Here is an 18,286-nt window from a genome sequence, read left to right on the forward strand (position 1 = left end):
CCAAACAATAACAAAGGGCTGCACATTCGCAGCTCTTTTCTTTTATCGCTGACTTGGCAACTTCTCTTTGCCAAGGATCGCTTCCCACTCTTCTTCTGTCACAGGCATGATCGACAAGCGATTTCCACGTTTCACCAATGGCATGTTCTCAAGTTCTGGCATCGCTTTCATCACCGCTAACGGAATCACTCGCGCCGTTTTACGCACGAATTCGACATCCACCATAATCCAAAGCGGGTTGTCTGGGTCTGACTTTGGATCGAAATAATCACTTTCAGGATCGAACTGGAAATGATCGGGATAGGCTTCTCTCACGACTTTAGCAATACCGGCAACGCCAACATTCTTGCAAGAAGAGTGATAAATCAGGACTAAATCGCCCACCTTCACTTGGTCACGCATCATATTGCGCGCCTGATAATTACGAACTCCCTCCCAACATGAAACCTTTTGGGTTCGAAGCGTGTCAATAGAAAAGGTATCTGGTTCAGTTTTAAATAACCAATATGCCATAATGCCATCCGATGCCGATTGAGTAACAATAATGAGGAATATATAACATGAAGGCTTTGAAAAACCCAGTGGCGCTTGCCACTCTGCTGGTTCTGCAAGCATGTAGTTCGCAGCCGCCACAATCTGGCGCTGCCGACCCAGCTTCTCCACCAGCCACCTTAGATAAGCCAGACACCATTCAACCTCAAACCTTTATGCTACGTGGAAAAGTGATCGTCGGTCACGAGAGCCAATACATCATGCCTTGTGGCAGCGACAAGCAATATTGGTTACAACTGTCACCACAGCAAATGCAACGAGCAATTCAGTTAAATAACGAGCCTTACCAGACCATGTATGGCGAGGTTATCGGCCATCTCAACCCACCGGGCATCGATGGGTTTTCTGCCGATTTCGATGCTAACTTTGTCGTGGAACAAGTGAACTTCCTCACAACGGAAAATCCAAACCGTTGTCAGCAACCAAACAAACCAACTCGCGTGTTTGGTAATGAGCCTTCTTGGTCGGCAAGCTTTGAGGCTAATGGACTGACATTCCAGCCAATCGGAAAACAAACCTCAAAATTAGCGATTAAGAGCAGTCAACTTCAACCTCGCCAGCGCACATATCAACTACAAGATGGTGAACTTCGCCTAACAGAAAACCTCTGCTCAGATACGATGAGTGATTCTTTGTATGGCTGGAAAGCGACGCTAAAACATGATGGCGACACTTATCAAGGTTGTGGTACAGCTGCAAACGTGGACGCTACGCTTAGCTGGGCCAATACCTATGTCGCGACTTCAACCCAATCACAAGGTTTTGAGGTGCAAATGACCTTAAACCCAGACCACAGCGCCACAACAAAATACAGTTACGCTAATGGGCAAGCACCGTTAATCGAGCGTGGGTACTGGCAACAATTAAGTCCGTCTCAGGTTCAAGTCGTCATGACGCATCATCAACAACAAAGACTGATGTCAGAGCGACTGTTTACGCGAGAAGGCAATCAGCTCAAAGCGACCAAAGAAAAAGTCGGTAACTTGGTATACCCAATCGCCGATGGTGGTTTAGTGCTTTACCCTGCCACCACTCGTGATGAGGGCATGATGCAACCAGCCGAGAAACGCGCTAACAAGCCCATCAGCAGTGCAGACGTACCTTCTAGTGCGGAGTTTGACTCCAAAGTAGATGCCGCCGTGCGCAACTACTTCTTCATTCACCAAACCAACCCCAACAACAACCAGTACCGTTGGCTAACTTATGACCTCAACGGCGATGGTAACGAAGAGCTATTAGTACAGCTGGATTGGTGTGGTTCCGGTGGCTGTACATTGCTGATATTTGAACATCACGAAAAAGAGTGGCGCTTCAATAGCCGCATCACACTGGTACAAAGCCCGATTATGCTCGGCCAACAAACCTCTCATGGCTGGCGAGATCTTATTTTTAATGTCAGCGGTGGCGGAGCTAAGGCAGCGCAACACGTGATGCAATACAGTGGGGTTAGCTACCCACTCAACCCAAGCATGGCACCAACGGCAACGCCAAACCAAATCAGTGGCGTGCGTCTGTTCTCGGATGGGGTTAGCCCTGTGCGCGAAGGAGTTCGTCTGTAATGTCGCAACCGTGTCCAAATTGTGGTTTTAAATTCAACTGTATGTGCTCATTGGTGCCGAAACTTACCAGCGAGCACAACATCTTGCTGTTGATGCATCCGAATGAACTGACGCGTGATACTAATACCGGCCAGCTACTAGAGCAGTGCCAACTCAATATTGAGCGAGTAATCTGGGACCGAAAACAACCACCAGCAGAATTGCTCGCTCGATTAGCTGATCCGTCGCTGTATCCAGTGCTTCTATTCCCAAGTGAAGAAAGCGTCACACTCGAACATGTGGCGCTCCAAAGCCAACAACAAACCAAAAATCCGCTGTTTATTATTTTGGATGCCACCTGGCAAGAGGCGCGCAAGATGATCAACAAGAGCCGTTGGTTAGAAAGTATCCCTACTATGGAGCTGTCTGCATCGGCAGACTCGCAATATCAGCTGCGACGCAACCAACAACAAGGCAACTTGTGCACGTTTGAAGTCGCCGCACATTTACTCGGACAACTAGGCGAGCAAAATAACCAGCAAAGAATGCTCACATTCTTTGCTCACTACCTTGCACTATTTCAAGCCGAAAAAAGTGGACACGCTCTCAAGCAATCACCGAGCTCACGCAACTAAAACCGAATTGCTCTAAATAAAAACGCAGCCTTGGCTGCGTTTTTATTTAGAATGGTTTCACGTGAAACACAACTAAAACAAACGCGTAGGTTCACCCAGGTAGTAGCCCTGCAGATAGTCGACGCCCATATCCTGCGCGATTTTGCACACCTCTCGATTGTGCACAAACTCCGCCACCGTCTCCGCGTTAAACACCTGACATAAACGTACCAACTGAGAAGCTATTTTGCGCTGCTTTAAGTCTTTATCGATATCACGGATCAAGCTGCCATCGAGCTTTATGACTTCCGGCTCCAGCTTTAGGATTTCATCAATATTGGAATAGCCTGAGCCAAAATCATCAACAATGATACGCGCTCCTAAGCTTCTGAAATGACTGCATACTTCGATCATTCGACCGTAGTCTTTGATTTGCTCAGATTCCAACACTTCCAAACCAATTCGCCTAGGGTCATTGAGCTGACAAATTTCATGCTCTAAAAGCATTAAAGTTTTATCACTAAGCAAATCTTGCGGCGATAAGTTAATAGAAAAGTCACCTTGCTTATCTCGCATGTAATATAACGTAGAATGGATCATGTGCCGACTCAATCGAGTATAAAGATGCGTATCGGAAATAATAGGCAGGAAGCGCCCTGGCGCAATCACCGTTCCATCCTCCTCCAAAATGCGAACCAAACATTCTTGGCTTGCCAATTTATGGCTATCCGCATGCACTATCGGCTGGCTATAGGTGATGATGTTCTGTTTGAGAATGGCTTTACTGACGCAACTCAACCATCCAAGTTGCTCTTTACGCACATCCTCACTGACTTCGATGTCTTTCGCATTGCAGATATGGGTATTACTGCGCACACCGGAACGCCTCGCTTCAATGCCTTTAAGCAATAGCTCATCCGCAGAAGCTGATGGAAAATCTCGACGACTCACTAAGCCGCCGCACAGCGAGATAGAAAGATAATCTATTTCGCGCAGACCAATTGGCTCAAAATTAGTTTGCTCTACCGCGTCGGCAAAACGAGTAAAGTGCTGTTTGATGGTTTCGCTGCTTTGGTCAGCTTTAAATATGAACGCCCACTCACCAACCCCAATACTATAAAGCTGCAAAGCCGTTGGCATGCCAAAACGCTTTCGCAGTCGATTCGTAAAATGCATTGAGAGGTCTTTAAGTAGCTGATCCCCTACTCTATAACCGTATTTTTCATTGATATGGCTGAAGTTAAGTAGCTTTAGAGTCAGCAAGTGCTCATCCAAATCGATGCTACTCAGCCGTTCTTGCAGCGCGACTCGGTTTTGTAATCCAGTGCGACTATCTCGCCGATAGCTTTCTTGTAACTTGCGCGTTTGGCGATCGAGTTGATACCCCATATGCGCGTTCATATGGTTGAGGTCGCCAATCGCATTTCGAATCAAGCTAAACAATGGTGAAATAGAGGAGCTAACGGGCGACTTAGGCAAGTTCAATGCTTGTACTTCATCTCCCTCTCGCATCGCTAAATACGTCAGACTGTGATGAAGAATTTCTGGCTGTCCAATACCGCCATGCAGTTCCCCCATACAATAACTACCAAACGTCGTCGCGATATCTTTGAAGGCTTGGACTTCGTCGCTGCTGTCAATAAAGTCTAACCGTGACGCGCAGTTAAAAATCATCACGACTTCAGGTTGGTGCATGGCTAACTCAACCACACCATGTCGCACCTGTTCGAGCGTTAATGAGGGGTGGTTATAGCAAAATTGTACTTCGTCACCAAGACACCAAGGCCTGTCGAAACTCATACTGCCATCAGCGTGCAGCTCCGTTACCGTGCAAACTTCCTTACGCCCCAAACTTTCTCGATACAAAGGAAAGCTGAGCAGTTGACTCAGCGTCACATCATGGCCATCCGCCAAATAACGCTTGTATACGTCCAACGCTTTCTGTTCACCTAAGCAATACAAGCGCGTTCCTTTTGCATGGGTGACTTTATGTGGCATGCCAATCGGGTTCCATTCCGAATACGCATCCGTCCATAGCTTCAAGGTATAGCTGTGCAAAGCTACGGCGACCACGGCATTATCGTAAACTCGGTTTTGATATAGCACCCAACAGCCATCATCAATACTCTGCGCCAACCCTCCAGAGATCACGACTTCTTCACTAGCGAAGGTTTGAAACAAGGGATAGTCACGTCGTTCAATTTGCACAGCAAAGCTGAGGATCACTTGCGAATTATGCTGCAACAGAAGCGAGCGTTTGAGCTCTCCACCATCAATATCGGGGGAGTAAGAGTAGGTTTGGACGGCAGAAGTAAGCGTGGTTTGTTCGAACTCAGTCACACTGATCAGGCAGCCAGAGGTAAATATCTCCCCCTCCAGAATGACATTACGCGTACTATGCCCCACGACATGAGCATTCGGCAGCAACAATAAAACAGCGTCCGCAAGTGTGGTCGTAAAGTCGCGTGATTGAGTCGACAATATTTGCACCAAATATTGTTTACTTGAAGAGAACTGAGAAGTGACTAAAAAGTCATTTAACTGACTGACATCATGAACCAGTTTTGAAAAAGCTCGCATGCACCTACCACTGCCGTAACACTATCTTCACCACGACGTGTGGCGTTACTCTTTTTACTTAATAGTGAATAATTTACGTGGCTTTACGCTGCTTTTCTAGACACAAAATGAGATTAGAATGGATTAATGCGAAAGCAATTAAAAAAGTGTGAGTAACGGCTGCAAACTATTGATTTCAATATCAGGTAAAGTACGTGTTTTTGAATGGTTAATGACATTTTTATTCATATCATTGAACCAACAAGCCGCAAAACCAGCCGACTTGGCACCATGCACATCTGTGGTTAGGTGATCACCGACATGCAGAATATTCTCTGCTGGAATATCCAAGAACCGTTTCGCCTTAGTAAACATATCGGTGGCGGGTTTCGCTAACCCATCAGGCCCCGCTTTGAGCACACATTGAAAATACGGCGTTAAGCCAATTTTATCTAAATCGACGTTGCCGTTTGTGATCGCCACGAGCGGAACTCGCTCTCCCAATTGTGTCAAAACATCTAAGCTTGATTGGGGCACTTCAAACTGACTGCGCCAATCCAAAGCGAGCTGCACACCCTCTTCAGCTGCGGCTTGAGCTTGCGCTTCATCATAGCCAACTGAAAGAAAACCATGCTTTAGCTGTACTAAACGCCAAAGCGTCACATCGCTTCTGAGATCCGGTCTCTGCTGGAGCACATGTTTTTTTACCTGCATCCAATCAGCCTTATCCATGTGCGCCACGGCAGGATGTGTTTGCTGCAACCAAGCTAGCAACTCACGCTCCATACGGATAATCACCGGGTAATTGTCATACAGCGTGTCATCAAGATCGAAGGTCATGGCCTTAATAGGCTCGATACGGCGATAAAATTTCATACTTCGGCTCACTCCCCGTTCTTTTTACGTGCGCGTGGGTGGGCTTGGTCGTAGGCTTGCGCTAAATGTTGGAAATCCAAGTGCGTGTAGATTTGGGTCGTCGAAATGTTCTCGTGCCCTAAAAGCTCTTGCACCGCACGTAAGTTATTGCTGGATTCGAGCATATGTGTCGCAAACGAGTGACGCAATTTATGCGGACTAATATGGCTCGCCACAGACTGTTTCTGTCCCCATTCTGCCATACGTTTTTGCACGCTACGGTGCGAAATACGCGTTCCGAGTTTAGACACAAACAAGGCGGGTTCACCTGGTGCAGCAAGATCGCCCCTGACTTTCAACCACTTGGCAACCCATTCAGTTGCCATGCCAGAGAATGGAACTTTACGTTCTTTGTCGCCTTTACCGATAACACGAAGCTCGCCACTGCGCAGTTGTACATCACGTACATCCACACTCACCAACTCAGCCAAACGCAAGCCTGCACCGTACATCAGCTCCATCATGGCGCGATCACGCACAGCCAACGGGTCGTCTTCGTTGACCTCAAGCAGTTGGCTCACTTCATCAACATCGAGGTTTTTCGGCAACGGGCGCTTTTTACGTGGCGCTGAAACCCCTTTGGCAGGGTTAGCTGACATCTCGCCACGCAGAATAAGGAAATCGAAAAAGCTACGCAGCGATGAGAGGCGCGTCGCTAAACTGCTGGCTTTCATGCCTTCCCGCATGCCCTTACCTGCTAATTGGCGCACCCAGCCTGCATCAACTTGAGACCAATCTTTAAGTCCCATTTCAGCCAAGTGCTGCGCCATGGTTTCTAGCTGCTGTTTGTAATTGCGTTGAGTATGTAGGCTGAGCCCCTTTTCGCTTCGTAAGAATTCATAGAAGCGCTCAAGAGGCTTTTGCAGACTATTTGGCAGAGGAGTGTTGGGAGTTGTCGTCATCGTAACTTTGCCATACCAATGTTTGAGCGAGATGTGCCACTACTAATGATAGGTGACGCAAAAACAAGGTATCCATATCTGGCTGAAAATGGCCGCCATCTTCACTAGAAAAAGCAAGCACGCCCAGTGTTTGCTGTTTCACGAGCGGCAGTACCACATAGGACCCCATTTCCGGCACTTCCATGTTGCCAAACAAAGCTTCACGATCTACTTTGCGAAGACGTCCTAAGTACGCATCTTTGCCATTTAAGTGGGTGGTCGCAAAGCGTTGATAACTTTCCTTACTCAATTGAATCGATGCGTCGCATTGACTAAACAATCGAACAAACGCACGTAAGCCCAGTGCTTTGGCTTTCTCTTCGATAGAATGAATGACTTGTTTAAAGTCACCACATTTTAGAATCTGCCCCTGCAAATCCATAAATTCGTAAAAGGTCCGATCGTTGTTCGCCGCAAGCGACATTAGCGTAGTAATCTCTTCCTCTAACTCTTCAATGCGCTGACGTTGGCGATTCATTTGTATGTGCACCAAAGACACCGCACCCAAATCTGAGTGTGGGAAAGATAGACGATCCACAAGCTCCGGACGCTGCACAAAAAAATCGGGATGATCTTTGAGGTACTCGGCCACCACTTCAGCAGTTAAGGCATCTGCTTCTACTTGAGACAAACCGTTTCCTTTTTCTTCTACTAGCAAGACAATTGACCATCAAATACATGCGTTGTAGGTCCGGTCATAAACAACGGCTTACCCGGACCTTGCCACGCAATTCGCAGTTCACCACCTGGTAGAGAAACCTTAACGTTTTCATCCAGCAGACCCTGAAGAATCCCTACCGCTACCGCCGCGCATGCGCCGCTACCACAAGCTTGTGTTTCACCTGCGCCTCGCTCGTAAACTCGAAGACGAATATGGTCACGACTCACCACCTGCATAAAGCCAGCGTTGACGCGCTCTGGAAAACGCTCGTGTGACTCAAGCAGCGGCCCTAATGTATCGACATCAGCAGTATCCACGTCATCGACCACCGTCACCACATGCGGGTTACCCATGCTTACCGCGCCACAGAACAGCGTTTTTTCACCAGCGCGCATGATGTAGGTTTTCTCTTTTTGCTTGGCTTTAAAAGGAATTTTGTTCGGCTCAAACTCTGGAACGCCCATGTTGACCGTCACTTCTCCATCATCTTCGATGTTGAGAATCATCTTTCCTTTTTTGGTGCTTACGCTGATGCTGTATTTATTGGTCAACCCTTTCAAGCGAACAAAGCGCGCGAAGCAGCGCGCGCCATTCCCGCACTGCTCGACTTCACTACCATCGGCATTGAAAATCCGATAATGGAAATCAGTTTCAGGGTCGTAAGGGGCTTCTACCACGAGCAATTGGTCAAAACCAACGCCGGTATGACGATCCGCCAAACGGCGGATCAGGTCTTGCGAGAAAAACACGTTCTGGGTAATACAGTCGACGACCATGAAGTCGTTGCCCAAACCGTGCATTTTGGAAAAGTGGAAATGCATTTGTTGTGTGTTACTCCGGTAGAATCTGTTCCAGCTGCCACAAACTGGTCAGCTCCTCACGCTGGCGAACTAAGTGGCTTTGTTTACCATCCACCATTACTTCTGCCGCTCGGGTACGAGTATTGTAGTTCGAAGACATTACAAAACCATAGGCACCTGCTGAACGAACCGCGAGTAGATCACCTTCTTGCAAAACGAGTGCGCGATCTTTACCCAAGAAGTCGCCGGTTTCACAAATAGGGCCAACCAAATCGTAAGTCTGTGCTTCACCCGTGCGCGGCGAAACTGGCACGATATCTTGCCATGCTTGGTATAGTGCAGGACGCATCAAGTCGTTCATTGCCGCATCGATGATGGCAAAGTTCTTGTGCTCAGTATGTTTTAAAAACTCAACACGCGTTAGCAAGATACCTGCATTCGCAGCAATTGCTCGGCCCGGCTCAAAAATCAGCTCCAAGTCTTGGTGATTTTCAAGACGGCCTAGTAACGCTTTCGCGTAATCTGAAGGCTGAGGTGGTAATTCATCACGATAGACCACACCCAAACCGCCGCCGACATCAAGGTGACGAATGTTAATGCCTTGCGCTTTTAAATCATCAATCAGGGCTAATAAACGGTCTGTCGCGTCGATAAATGGGTCGATATTGGTGAGCTGAGAACCAATGTGGCAGTCGATGCCTTGCACATTCAAGTTCGGCAGGCTTTGCGCGAATTTATAAACATCTGGCGCACGATCAAATGCAATGCCGAATTTATTGTCGCGAAGACCAGTCGAAATGTAAGGGTGTGTTTTCGCGTCGACATCTGGATTGATACGCAGAGAAATTGGCGCAATCACACCAAGCTCACCCGCAACCTTATTCAAACGTTCTAGCTCGGGCTCAGATTCAACGTTGAAACATTTGATACCTAGCTCAAGAGCACGCTTCATTTCTGCAGGTGTTTTCCCAACACCCGAGAAGACGACTTTCTTCGGATCACCGCCTGCGGCAATCACACGCTCAAGTTCACCACCTGATACGATATCAAAGCCCGAACCCAAACGCGCCAGTGCGTTCAATACGCCTAGGTTTGAGTTCGCTTTCACCGCGTAGCAAACTAGATGAGGATGTTGACCCACAGCACTATCAAACGCCTTCCAGTGGCGCTCTAGCGTGGCTCGAGAATATACGTAAAGAGGAGTGCCATATTGCTCTGCAAGAGCTTGAAGTGGGACGTCTTCGGCCCAAAGCTGGCCATCATCCTGATAGTTGAAGTAATCCAAAATTCGCTTCCCTTATTTTATTCGACTGCTGAACCCTAATTTCACACTAAGGCGCGGTTATTTATTGTGATTGCTCATTCTGTTGAGTGTCATCTGGAATGTATAGTGAGCCAGACTGGCCACATCCCGCTAACGTCGCGGCAACCATCACAAACAACACAGTAACTAATTTTTTCATTTCGCATATCGTGATTATTGAATCAATGCCCCCTATAATCGCACCACACTCAGGAAAAGCAATAGGATAGACGGATGAACGATACTGAATTTCATCAACTGGTGGATGCGCAGATGCAAATCATCGAAGAATCCATCGATGATTCAGGCGCAGACATTGATTACGAAGTCACTGGCAACGTAATGACATTGGAATTTGAAGACCGCAGCCAAATCATCATTAACCGCCAAGAGCCGATGCATGAGATCTGGCTAGCGTCCAAATCTGGTGGTTTCCACTTCAAGCTTATTGAAGATAAATGGACCTGCTCAAAAACGGGCATGGAGCTATTTGAAATGGTGAAGCAAGAGTGTGAAAAGCACGCGGGCGAAGCCATTGATTGGGCATAATGCTGGTCAATCGTCACCAAAACAAAAAGAGCACCGAAGTGCTCTTTTTGTTTATTGATACGGGTTTAATTACGCGTTTACCGCTTTAGTGGGACGATGCGGTGAGCACCCATCATTGCGATAAGGGATGATATAAGCATTGCCCTCTTCAGGATGGATAATCTGGTAGTACTGCGGCAGGTTAAAGTTGATAAATTTCGACGCAACACGACTGTCATCTTTTACGGATGTGTAAAAGCTGTTCACAGACGAAATCATCTCGTCTTTGGAGCCACTAAACTGGTGATACACTTCAACTTGGTTTGACTCATCCAACACATAAATATTGAAGCCATCCTCATTATCTTCAAAGAAGAATTGCACCAGACCTTCACTGGCAAAACCATCCACCGCTTCTGGCATTTGATACTCTTGCTCACGATCGAGCATTAATAGCGGCGAGCCTTTAAGTTTGTTAGTAGAAATGCTGCGATAGAAATCAATGGAGTTTTCTAACTTCTGCACCGACACACCACGACGTTCAAAGAACAGCCCGTAAGTTTGGTTACCAAGGCGCATCGCTTTAAAGCGGCGGCGTTTTTCTTGCTCTACTGGCTTCAAGCGTAAGTCGATACATTCCGCTAAAAGCTGGTAGACCATATTACGCATCACACCACGCATGTTCTTCGCATAACAGAACACATCCACCGATTCTGGTGGCAACGCGTCTTGGTGCATTTTGCCCAGAATGGTTTTCAGTGCGTCCAGCATCGCCGTTTCCCCTTTGAAATGCAGCGTACGCACTTCATGCCAGGAGTTACGGTAAACCAAGTCGACACTGCCGACTAAGTTTTTATGTTCCGGACCAAAACTGAAGATATCGGTATTTTTCACATCCACTTTCAGTGAACGGCCCGAAAGCTCTGACGTAGGATCATTTTCAAAGTTGATGAACATCGCTAGCTGGCTGATCTCACATGGGCTCGCTAATGCCTGCATCGTCGGACGGCGCTTACGCAGCGCAAAGGTATTTCGTAAGTCGCTCACCATTTGGTAGAACTTATCGATATCCAGTTGCGCTTCACGCACCACCGCGTGCAAACGAGTCGACTCGGTGATTAAACCATTAAAGAATGCCCAAGAGACTAACTTGCTCAAGTATTCATGATGTTCTAAGTATGGCTGCCCCAAAATGCGGTGCGCGATCAGAGGTTGTTTATAGAGATACCAACCAGACTTGTTCACACCACCATCTTTCACTTCGATGAAGCTTAAATCCGGTTCATGCAAATCAGGGGAAATCTGTGGGTTGAGCAACGTCACTTTGCCCGGCAATACTTCAAAAGCGGCGTAAAGCTTACGCGCCAAAATACTGATGTCTTGCGGGCTGATAGCGGAGGTAATGTCGTTGCGACGCGCAAATTGAATCAAATTACGGTAGCTCTGCATCAACGCATCCAGCAACGCATGATGCACCACTTTTACCTGTTCAACTTTCCAGTTGCGGCGATCATCGAGCTCAGCAACAACGCTGGCATCCCAATCCCATTTTGCAATCATGTCGCTCAGCGCTTCACGGCGCCAAGCCACTGAACCGACATCCGGTTCACGCGACAACTTTTCATGGGTTTTGAGATAGAAGCAACGGCGCACCAAATCCAAACGAGTGTCGTCTTGGATTCGCTCTAAATAGCGAGTCACTTTTTCCAGCATTAAGTAGTATGCATCCATGCCATAGAGGTCTGGCTCATGGGCAAAGAAACGACGCTTGGTGTCGATGCTTAACAGTTGCGTATGTGGGTATTCCCACGAATAAGCTTCAAGCAGAATGGCTTTTAATACCGATTTGTAGGGAGAATCGATACTTTTGTATAGCTGCCACAAGTTCGAGCCGAAGTACTCTTCAGCAGGAATGCGGTTCAATTTGCCAAAGTCGATCCATTCACTACAGTCGATGTAACCATCACTGCATAATTGAGAAACGTACTCGTCGTAACACTCTTCCATTTCTGGCGGCACTATTTGCCATAATAAACGCTGTCCAGCAATACGCACCGCGCTGCGATAGAATTCATCAAGCAAAAGTAAGTGCTGAGATGAGCCACAGTTATCACCTGTCATCTCTTCAGAATGGTTGCTTCTAAAGCGTTCTTCATCCATTAAGAAGAAGTTCGCCTCCACCCCTTGGCTTTGTGCCCAGTCGGTGATCAGCAAGCATTTATTGGTCAGCAATTCTCGCTCGTCACAATCCATATCTGGCGAAATACACACCCAAATATCTAAATCACTAGAAGTACTTTGACCAATTGATGAGGTACTACCCATGGTGTATAAGCCCAAGATAGCCGGCTTCTCAGCCGTTTTAAGTGGCTGACCAATCGCAAGTTGAATGTCATCAATGAATTGCTGCTGAATGCTATTTAGCGCCAGCCCATGCACACCAAACGGGACATCGGCATCGTAATAGCCAGGAATCACAGGATGGTTGTAGTTCAACAAGGCAGGAATCAAGTGGAAGACTTGCTGGCTTTGCGAATCCATAAGCGCCAGCGCGCGATCAACTCGCTGCTGATTCAAATTATCTAGTCGCTGAATGATTTTTTGGGTGTAAGCCTGCAAGGGGAATTCCTTGGTTGAACAATCACGAAAATCTGCTGACGTTTTAAACCAAAATGGCCTAAAAACGTGATCAATTTAACACTTTTATTGGTGCGGGTAAAGTTTCACGCCCACGCACCACTCAGGATGCAAAACCATACTTTAGTCACAAAATTAATCGCGCGGTAGTGTCGCTCTTATTACCTATTACTAATAATAGTCCTTAGTCTAATTGAGAATCCAGTCACACTATTTTCATAACGTCATGTAATTCCATTCATAGCTCTCAGAGATAACGAACTAACAGTAAGCATTTCTTGATGAGAATGGTAGGATAAACCCAAATCCAAACAGCATTGAGAAGATCATGACACAATCCACACCTATTCGCATTGCAACTCGAAAAAGCCCTCTTGCTTTATGGCAAGCTTACTTTGTCAAAGACGCCCTTCAAGCCGCTCACCCTGGTTTGGAAGTCGAGTTAGTAACTATGGTGACCAAAGGTGACGTGATTTTAGATACACCGCTAGCAAAAGTTGGCGGCAAAGGCTTATTCGTAAAAGAGCTTGAAGTCGCAATGCTAGAAGGCCGTGCAGACCTTGCCGTTCACTCAATGAAGGACGTGCCCGTCGATTTCCCGGAAGGTCTTGGCCTCGTGACCATTTGTGAACGTGAAGACCCTCGTGATGCTTTCGTTTCCAATACCTATAGCAACATTGATGAACTCCCTCAAGGTGCAGTGGTTGGTACTTGCAGTTTGCGCCGTCAATGCCAACTGAAAGAATATCGTCCAGATATCATCATTAAAGAGCTTCGCGGTAATGTGGGCACTCGCCTTGGTAAACTAGATGCGGGTGAATACGATGCGATCATTCTTGCTGCGGCAGGCCTTAAACGATTGAAGCTTGAAGAGCGCATTCGTAGCTTTATCGAGCCAGAGCAATCATTACCTGCGGTTGGCCAAGGTGCTGTCGGTATTGAGTGCCGCCTTGACGATGAAAGGCTGCTTAAGCTACTTGAGCCACTTAACCACCAAGACACTGTAGACCGCGTTTTGTGTGAGCGCGCAATGAACCTGACGCTAGAAGGCGGCTGTCAGGTACCTATCGGCAGCTATGCCCTGCTAGATGGCGATAACATTTGGCTACGCGCATTAGTTGGCGAACCAGATGGCAGCGAAATTGTTCGTGGTGAAATCCGTGGCCATCGTAAAGACGGCGAAACGTTAGGAGTGCAGTTAGCCAATGAACTACTGGATAACGGCGCTCGTGAAATCCTAACTAAGCTGTACGCAGATCACGAATAATCATGGCAGTGTTGGTCACTCGGCCGGGAGAGCAAGGCAGCGCGCTTTGCTCTCTGCTCGAAAGGCACGGCATTTCCGCATATCACCATCCTCTGATCGACATTGTCGCCGATCTCACGGACACACACCTCTCTAAACACCTACATCAAGCTCAAATTGTTATCGCTGTTAGTCGACATGCCGTGCAATGTGCACAGCAAATCTTAGCCAGCAACGAGACATCATGGCCGAAACAAGCCATTTACCTTGCCGTTGGTCAAAAAACAGCACACTATTTAAGCAAATGTACCCAACAGAAAGTACACTATCCCCAAGTCAGTGATAGTGAACATTTATTGCGACTGCCAGAGCTCAATAATGTGGCCCAACAACAGGTTCTTATCCTTCGTGGGAACGGTGGAAGAGAGCTGATCAAAGATGCATTGGTGAGACGTGGCGCAAAAGTTCACTATAGTGAGACTTACAAGAGAGAATTCATCCCATTCGATCCAGTAAGCTGTGTCTCACTATGGAAAACCCAACAAATTGACCAGATCATCGTCACCAGTGGTGAACAACTGGATTATTTGTGCAGCCAATTGACGTCAGAGCAATTGACTTGGCTTAATCAACAAGAGTTGTATATCCCCAGTCAGCGTATCGCTGACATCGCACTTCAAAGGGGGTTCACTCGGGTGAGATGCACGGGAAGCGCATCCAACCAAGAATTACTGGCGGCTCTCCAGCCCTAGCTACACAGGATATAGGCATGACAAGTAAAAATAACGACCAAAAAAATAACGATAAAAACCTTTCCGAAGAAACCTCATCGGCACCGCTAGCCGAAAAAAGCACATCGCAGCAGGATGCGGCCCCTAAAAAAGAACAGCCAAAAGTGGCCGAGCCCCCAAAAACAGCCGAGCCAACCAAAGTCGAATTTGAAGAAAAACAAGGCAAGCGCGGAGTTAAACTAGGCACAGTCGCTATCATCTTATCGATTATTTTTGGCGGTGGCCTAGCATACAAGCTGCATCAGCAGCAAGCCGATTACCAAGCACAGATCACCCAACTAAAAAGTCAGCTAGAAAGCACTCAAGCTTCCATGAGGCAAGAGCTCAGCCGGGTACAAGAAGAAACCATCGAGAAAGCAACGACCGTGACACACAAAGCGGAAGTGGTACTGGGACAGCAACAGAAGAGCATTGAAAGCTTACAGCTTGCCGTTGCCGATGTAAAAGGTCGCCGACCAAACGACTGGCTACTTGCTGAAGCCGATTACCTCGTCAAATTAGCAGGTCGTAAACTGTTCTTAGAGCATGACGTAGAAAGCGCAACTCAACTAATGGAAAGTGCTGATCAACGCATTGCCGCACTGAATGATCCTAGCCTCGTCAAACTACGTAAAGCAATGGCGAACGATATCACCAAACTTCGTACTATCCCGCTGATTGACCGTGATGGATTGGTACTACGCTTAACTGCTCTGCAACAGCAAGTAGACAAGCTACCTCTCGCCAATGCACTACTCCCAGAAGCAGAAGCCGTAGAGAACACTGAAGTGTCGGAAGATATTGCAAACTGGCAAGATAACTTAATGACCTCTCTGAAGGACTTTTCCGAAAACTTCATTACCTTCCGCACGCGCGATGGTAACGTCATTCCACTGCTTTCTCCTGAGCAACACTTTTACCTAAAAGAAAACATCAAAGCCAAATTGGAGACCGCAATAAAAGCGGTGTACCAAGAGCAAGGAGAAATTTACACCACGTCTCTAAAAACGGCCGACAAATGGGCATTAGCTTTCTTCAACCAAGACGATAATTCCGTTAAAGAGTTCAACAAAACTGTTAACCAGTTAAGCCAGCAAAACATTCAAGTGGAATACCCAACGAAGCTGCAAAGTCAGTCTCAACTATCAGATGTCATCCGTGAGCGCCTACGTCGCGAAGTCACAACGATGACAGGTATGGAGGATAAGTAATGTTTCGTCTTATTTTCCTATTTGTTGTACTAGGTGCAGGACTATTTGTTGGCACTCAATTTTCTGGTCAGCAAGGCTATGTACTCATCTCCATCGCTGAGAAAACGATCGAGATGAGCGTAACGACATTGGTCGTATTCGTTATCGCAGCACTCGCAGGTCTTTTTCTACTTGAGTACCTAATTAAAAAGCTAGTTTACGCAAGTTCTATAACATGGAACTACTTCAGCGTGCGCAAAATGCGCCATTCCCGTCGATACACCAATGAAGGCATTATTAAACTCCTTGAAGGAGACTGGAAAGGTGCCGAGAAAAAAGTGACTCGTTGGGCAAATCATCACGATATGCCGCTACTTTGTTACTTAGTCGCGTCTGAAGCTGCACAAGGTCAAGGTGATAAAGCAAAACGTGATCACTACCTAGAGCTAGCAAGCCAGCAAGAGAATGCTCATCTTGCAGTAGAGCTAACTCGAGCTAAACAGTTTATTCGCGATAACGAGTTCGAGGCTGCTTTCGATACTTTGCAATCGTTAAAAGGTCAGTATGCGAGTAATTCGATTGTATTGAACTTGCTGAAAACAACGTACATGCAGCTAAAATTGTGGCAACCTCTTATTGACCTCTTGCCACAACTCACCAAAGCAAAACTCATCACGGAAGAAGAACACGCAGAGCTGATTCAAAAGGCGCAATGCGGCTTACTCCATGAAGTGGCACAGCAGCAAGGTAGCGAAGGGCTTATCTCTCATTGGAATGGCCTTGCACGCAAAGTCAAACAAGACACACACCTAGTCGCCTGTTTTGCTCGTGAGTTGATAGCCCGGAAAGCAGATGCTGAAGCCTTTACTGTGCTAAAAGAAGCATTGAAAAAACAACCGGCTCCTGAGCTTTATCAACTACTGCCAGATCTAAACCTGCCAGATATCCACCCTGTCGTGGTTTTCTTAGAGGGAGTAGTGAAGAAAGAGCCAGATAACGCCGCAGCGCATAGCGCATTAGCGCACTTCTATTTCCGTCAAGAGAAGTGGCAAGAAGCCCAAGACCACTTTGAGATCGCCTTAAAGCTTCGCTCTGACGTCTCTGATTATGCATTCCTAGCAGATACACTAGAGAAGCAGAATCTAACTAAAGCCGCTCACGAAGTCTCTCGTAAAGCTCTCACGCTCGTACAGAATGACTAACTTAAGATGACCTAACCAAGCCGACAGCTTACCTGTCGGCTTTTTTATTGCCTGTCACTCATCAACACTACACAAACCTGCAATATCCACTAGAGCTAATGCCCTGTAATCGCCTAAACTTCTTTGGGAAGCCCCAGCAAAGCTTCTTTAGTTCGTTCCCAGAAGCACTCCATTAAGCTCACTAAAATCTTCTAAAAAATAGCTTACTCACTTTCTTCAAAATCTAAGCTTCTAGGAAGGAGCTCTACTAACAAAATGCAGATAACTTGGAATAGTGCAGGAAGCAAAAATAGGTACATAAGCTCCGATACTCTCCATTCTCTTCAATGAAGGACTGTCCTATACAATGCTTAGAGCGTATTTATTGTACCAACTAGGGCAAGATAGCGAATAGCCATTAGGTAACACTAAGATCGCTAACGCACGTAACATAGAGTAAAGACAAGTCTCTTGTTAACAGAAACACTTCACCCTTAGAGGTAGGAATGCCAATACTCAGACTTGATGGTTCTCGTTAGAAGATAAAGTTATGAACTTCTGTCGCAGCACAACCCGTGGATAGCGAGAACGCGCTTAAAGCAAGGCTTCTCAAGTGACATAGTGCAGGGATACGTTCGACTAAGGGATTAAGTCCAGTCCCTAACAAATTTCCAAGCGTCAGAAACGAAGAAAGCCTCGCTAGAAATAGCGAGGCTTCTGAATAGTGGCGGAGAGATAGGGATTTGAACCCTAGATACGCTATTAACGTATGCCGGTTTTCAAGACCGGTGCTTTCAACCACTCAGCCATCTCTCCACAAATTGTCACTAAAACTTAGTCTTATACTATCG

Annotated in this window: 15 protein-coding genes, 1 tRNA gene and 1 pseudogene; 7 read left to right on the top strand and 10 right to left on the bottom strand. The window is 46.8% G+C overall.

Annotated features, from left to right (window positions below):
* Positions 1-42: 42 nt before the first annotated feature.
* Positions 43-513 (bottom strand): EVE domain-containing protein, encoded by a 471-nt coding sequence (locus tag FKN08_RS22055; protein WP_170892864.1) that lies wholly within the window; start codon positions 511-513, stop codon positions 43-45.
* Positions 514-560: 47 nt separating this feature from the next.
* Here FKN08_RS22055 and FKN08_RS22060 point away from each other — a divergent pair, with 47 nt between their 5' ends.
* Positions 561-2,111 (top strand): membrane protein, encoded by a 1,551-nt coding sequence (locus tag FKN08_RS22060; protein WP_048626818.1) that lies wholly within the window; start codon positions 561-563, stop codon positions 2,109-2,111.
* Positions 2,111-2,725, top strand: a complete 615-nt coding sequence (locus tag FKN08_RS22065; protein ID WP_170892865.1) for a tRNA-uridine aminocarboxypropyltransferase — start codon at positions 2,111-2,113, stop codon at positions 2,723-2,725. Before FKN08_RS22060 ends, FKN08_RS22065 begins: the two co-directional genes overlap by 1 nt.
* 72 nt (positions 2,726-2,797) lie before the next feature.
* Here FKN08_RS22065 and FKN08_RS22070 read toward each other — a convergent pair whose 3' ends face one another.
* The 7 genes and pseudogenes from FKN08_RS22070 to FKN08_RS22100 all read right to left on the bottom strand — a co-directional run bounded on the left by FKN08_RS22070 (position 2,798) and on the right by FKN08_RS22100 (position 10,138).
* Complete coding sequence (locus tag FKN08_RS22070; RefSeq protein WP_170892866.1) at positions 2,798-5,284, bottom strand: EAL domain-containing protein; 2,487 nt, start codon at positions 5,282-5,284, stop codon at positions 2,798-2,800.
* 138 nt (positions 5,285-5,422) lie between these two features.
* Positions 5,423-6,139, bottom strand: coding sequence for a 5-amino-6-(5-phospho-D-ribitylamino)uracil phosphatase YigB (gene yigB / locus FKN08_RS22075; RefSeq protein WP_006743011.1), 717 nt, complete (start codon positions 6,137-6,139; stop codon positions 5,423-5,425).
* 8 nt (positions 6,140-6,147) lie between these two features.
* A complete protein-coding gene (xerC, locus tag FKN08_RS22080; RefSeq protein ID WP_012841287.1) occupies positions 6,148-7,080 on the bottom strand; it encodes a tyrosine recombinase XerC in 933 nt (310 codons plus the stop codon).
* The gene (locus tag FKN08_RS22085) at positions 7,046-7,777 is read right to left on the bottom strand and encodes a DUF484 family protein (protein ID WP_005383398.1); all 732 of its coding nucleotides are present in this window, start codon (positions 7,775-7,777) and stop codon (positions 7,046-7,048) included. The genes xerC and FKN08_RS22085 overlap by 35 nt, the downstream gene beginning before the upstream one ends.
* On the bottom strand, positions 7,771-8,601 hold the full coding sequence (gene dapF / locus FKN08_RS22090) for a diaminopimelate epimerase (protein ID WP_006743008.1): 831 nt from the start codon (positions 8,599-8,601) through the stop codon (positions 7,771-7,773). The genes FKN08_RS22085 and dapF overlap by 7 nt, the downstream gene beginning before the upstream one ends.
* 10 nt (positions 8,602-8,611) lie before the next feature.
* Positions 8,612-9,865 (bottom strand): diaminopimelate decarboxylase, encoded by a 1,254-nt coding sequence (gene lysA, locus FKN08_RS22095; RefSeq protein ID WP_006743007.1) that lies wholly within the window; start codon positions 9,863-9,865, stop codon positions 8,612-8,614.
* 61 nt (positions 9,866-9,926) lie between these two features.
* Positions 9,927-10,138, bottom strand: a pseudogene (locus tag FKN08_RS22100) (lipoprotein).
* On the opposite strand from FKN08_RS22100, the gene cyaY reads away from it, so the two are divergent.
* On the top strand, positions 10,118-10,432 hold the full coding sequence (gene cyaY, locus FKN08_RS22105; RefSeq protein WP_012841286.1) for an iron donor protein CyaY: 315 nt from the start codon (positions 10,118-10,120) through the stop codon (positions 10,430-10,432). The pseudogene FKN08_RS22100 and the gene cyaY sit on opposite strands and share 21 nt — an antisense overlap.
* Positions 10,433-10,501: 69 nt before the next feature.
* Here the strand turns inward: cyaY and FKN08_RS22110 are convergent, their stop codons facing one another.
* Positions 10,502-13,030 (bottom strand): class I adenylate cyclase, encoded by a 2,529-nt coding sequence (locus FKN08_RS22110; RefSeq protein ID WP_006743006.1) that lies wholly within the window; start codon positions 13,028-13,030, stop codon positions 10,502-10,504.
* A 346-nt stretch (positions 13,031-13,376) separates the two neighbouring features.
* Between FKN08_RS22110 and hemC the strand changes: the two genes are divergently transcribed.
* Genes hemC through FKN08_RS22130 form a run of 4 tightly spaced genes read left to right on the top strand, consistent with a single transcriptional unit; the run spans position 13,377 to position 17,456 of the window.
* Entirely contained in the window at positions 13,377-14,315 is a 939-nt protein-coding gene (gene hemC, locus FKN08_RS22115) for a hydroxymethylbilane synthase (protein ID WP_005393847.1), read from the top strand.
* A gap of 2 nt (positions 14,316-14,317) precedes the next feature.
* A complete protein-coding gene (locus FKN08_RS22120) occupies positions 14,318-15,046 on the top strand; it encodes a uroporphyrinogen-III synthase (RefSeq protein WP_170892867.1) in 729 nt (242 codons plus the stop codon).
* Positions 15,047-15,063: 17 nt separating this feature from the next.
* On the top strand, positions 15,064-16,275 hold the full coding sequence (locus FKN08_RS22125) for a uroporphyrinogen-III C-methyltransferase (protein WP_170892868.1): 1,212 nt from the start codon (positions 15,064-15,066) through the stop codon (positions 16,273-16,275).
* Positions 16,275-17,456 (top strand): heme biosynthesis HemY N-terminal domain-containing protein, encoded by a 1,182-nt coding sequence (locus FKN08_RS22130; RefSeq protein ID WP_170892869.1) that lies wholly within the window; start codon positions 16,275-16,277, stop codon positions 17,454-17,456. The genes FKN08_RS22125 and FKN08_RS22130 overlap by 1 nt, the downstream gene beginning before the upstream one ends.
* A 704-nt stretch (positions 17,457-18,160) precedes the next feature.
* Here the strand turns inward: FKN08_RS22130 and FKN08_RS22135 are convergent.
* Positions 18,161-18,251, bottom strand: a tRNA-Ser gene (locus FKN08_RS22135).
* Positions 18,252-18,286: the final 35 nt, after the last annotated feature.

Origin of the sequence: Vibrio sp. 1-2 (7-a), from assembly GCF_013048515.1 — a bacterium.
GTDB classification, from domain to species: domain Bacteria; phylum Pseudomonadota; class Gammaproteobacteria; order Enterobacterales; family Vibrionaceae; genus Vibrio; species Vibrio diabolicus.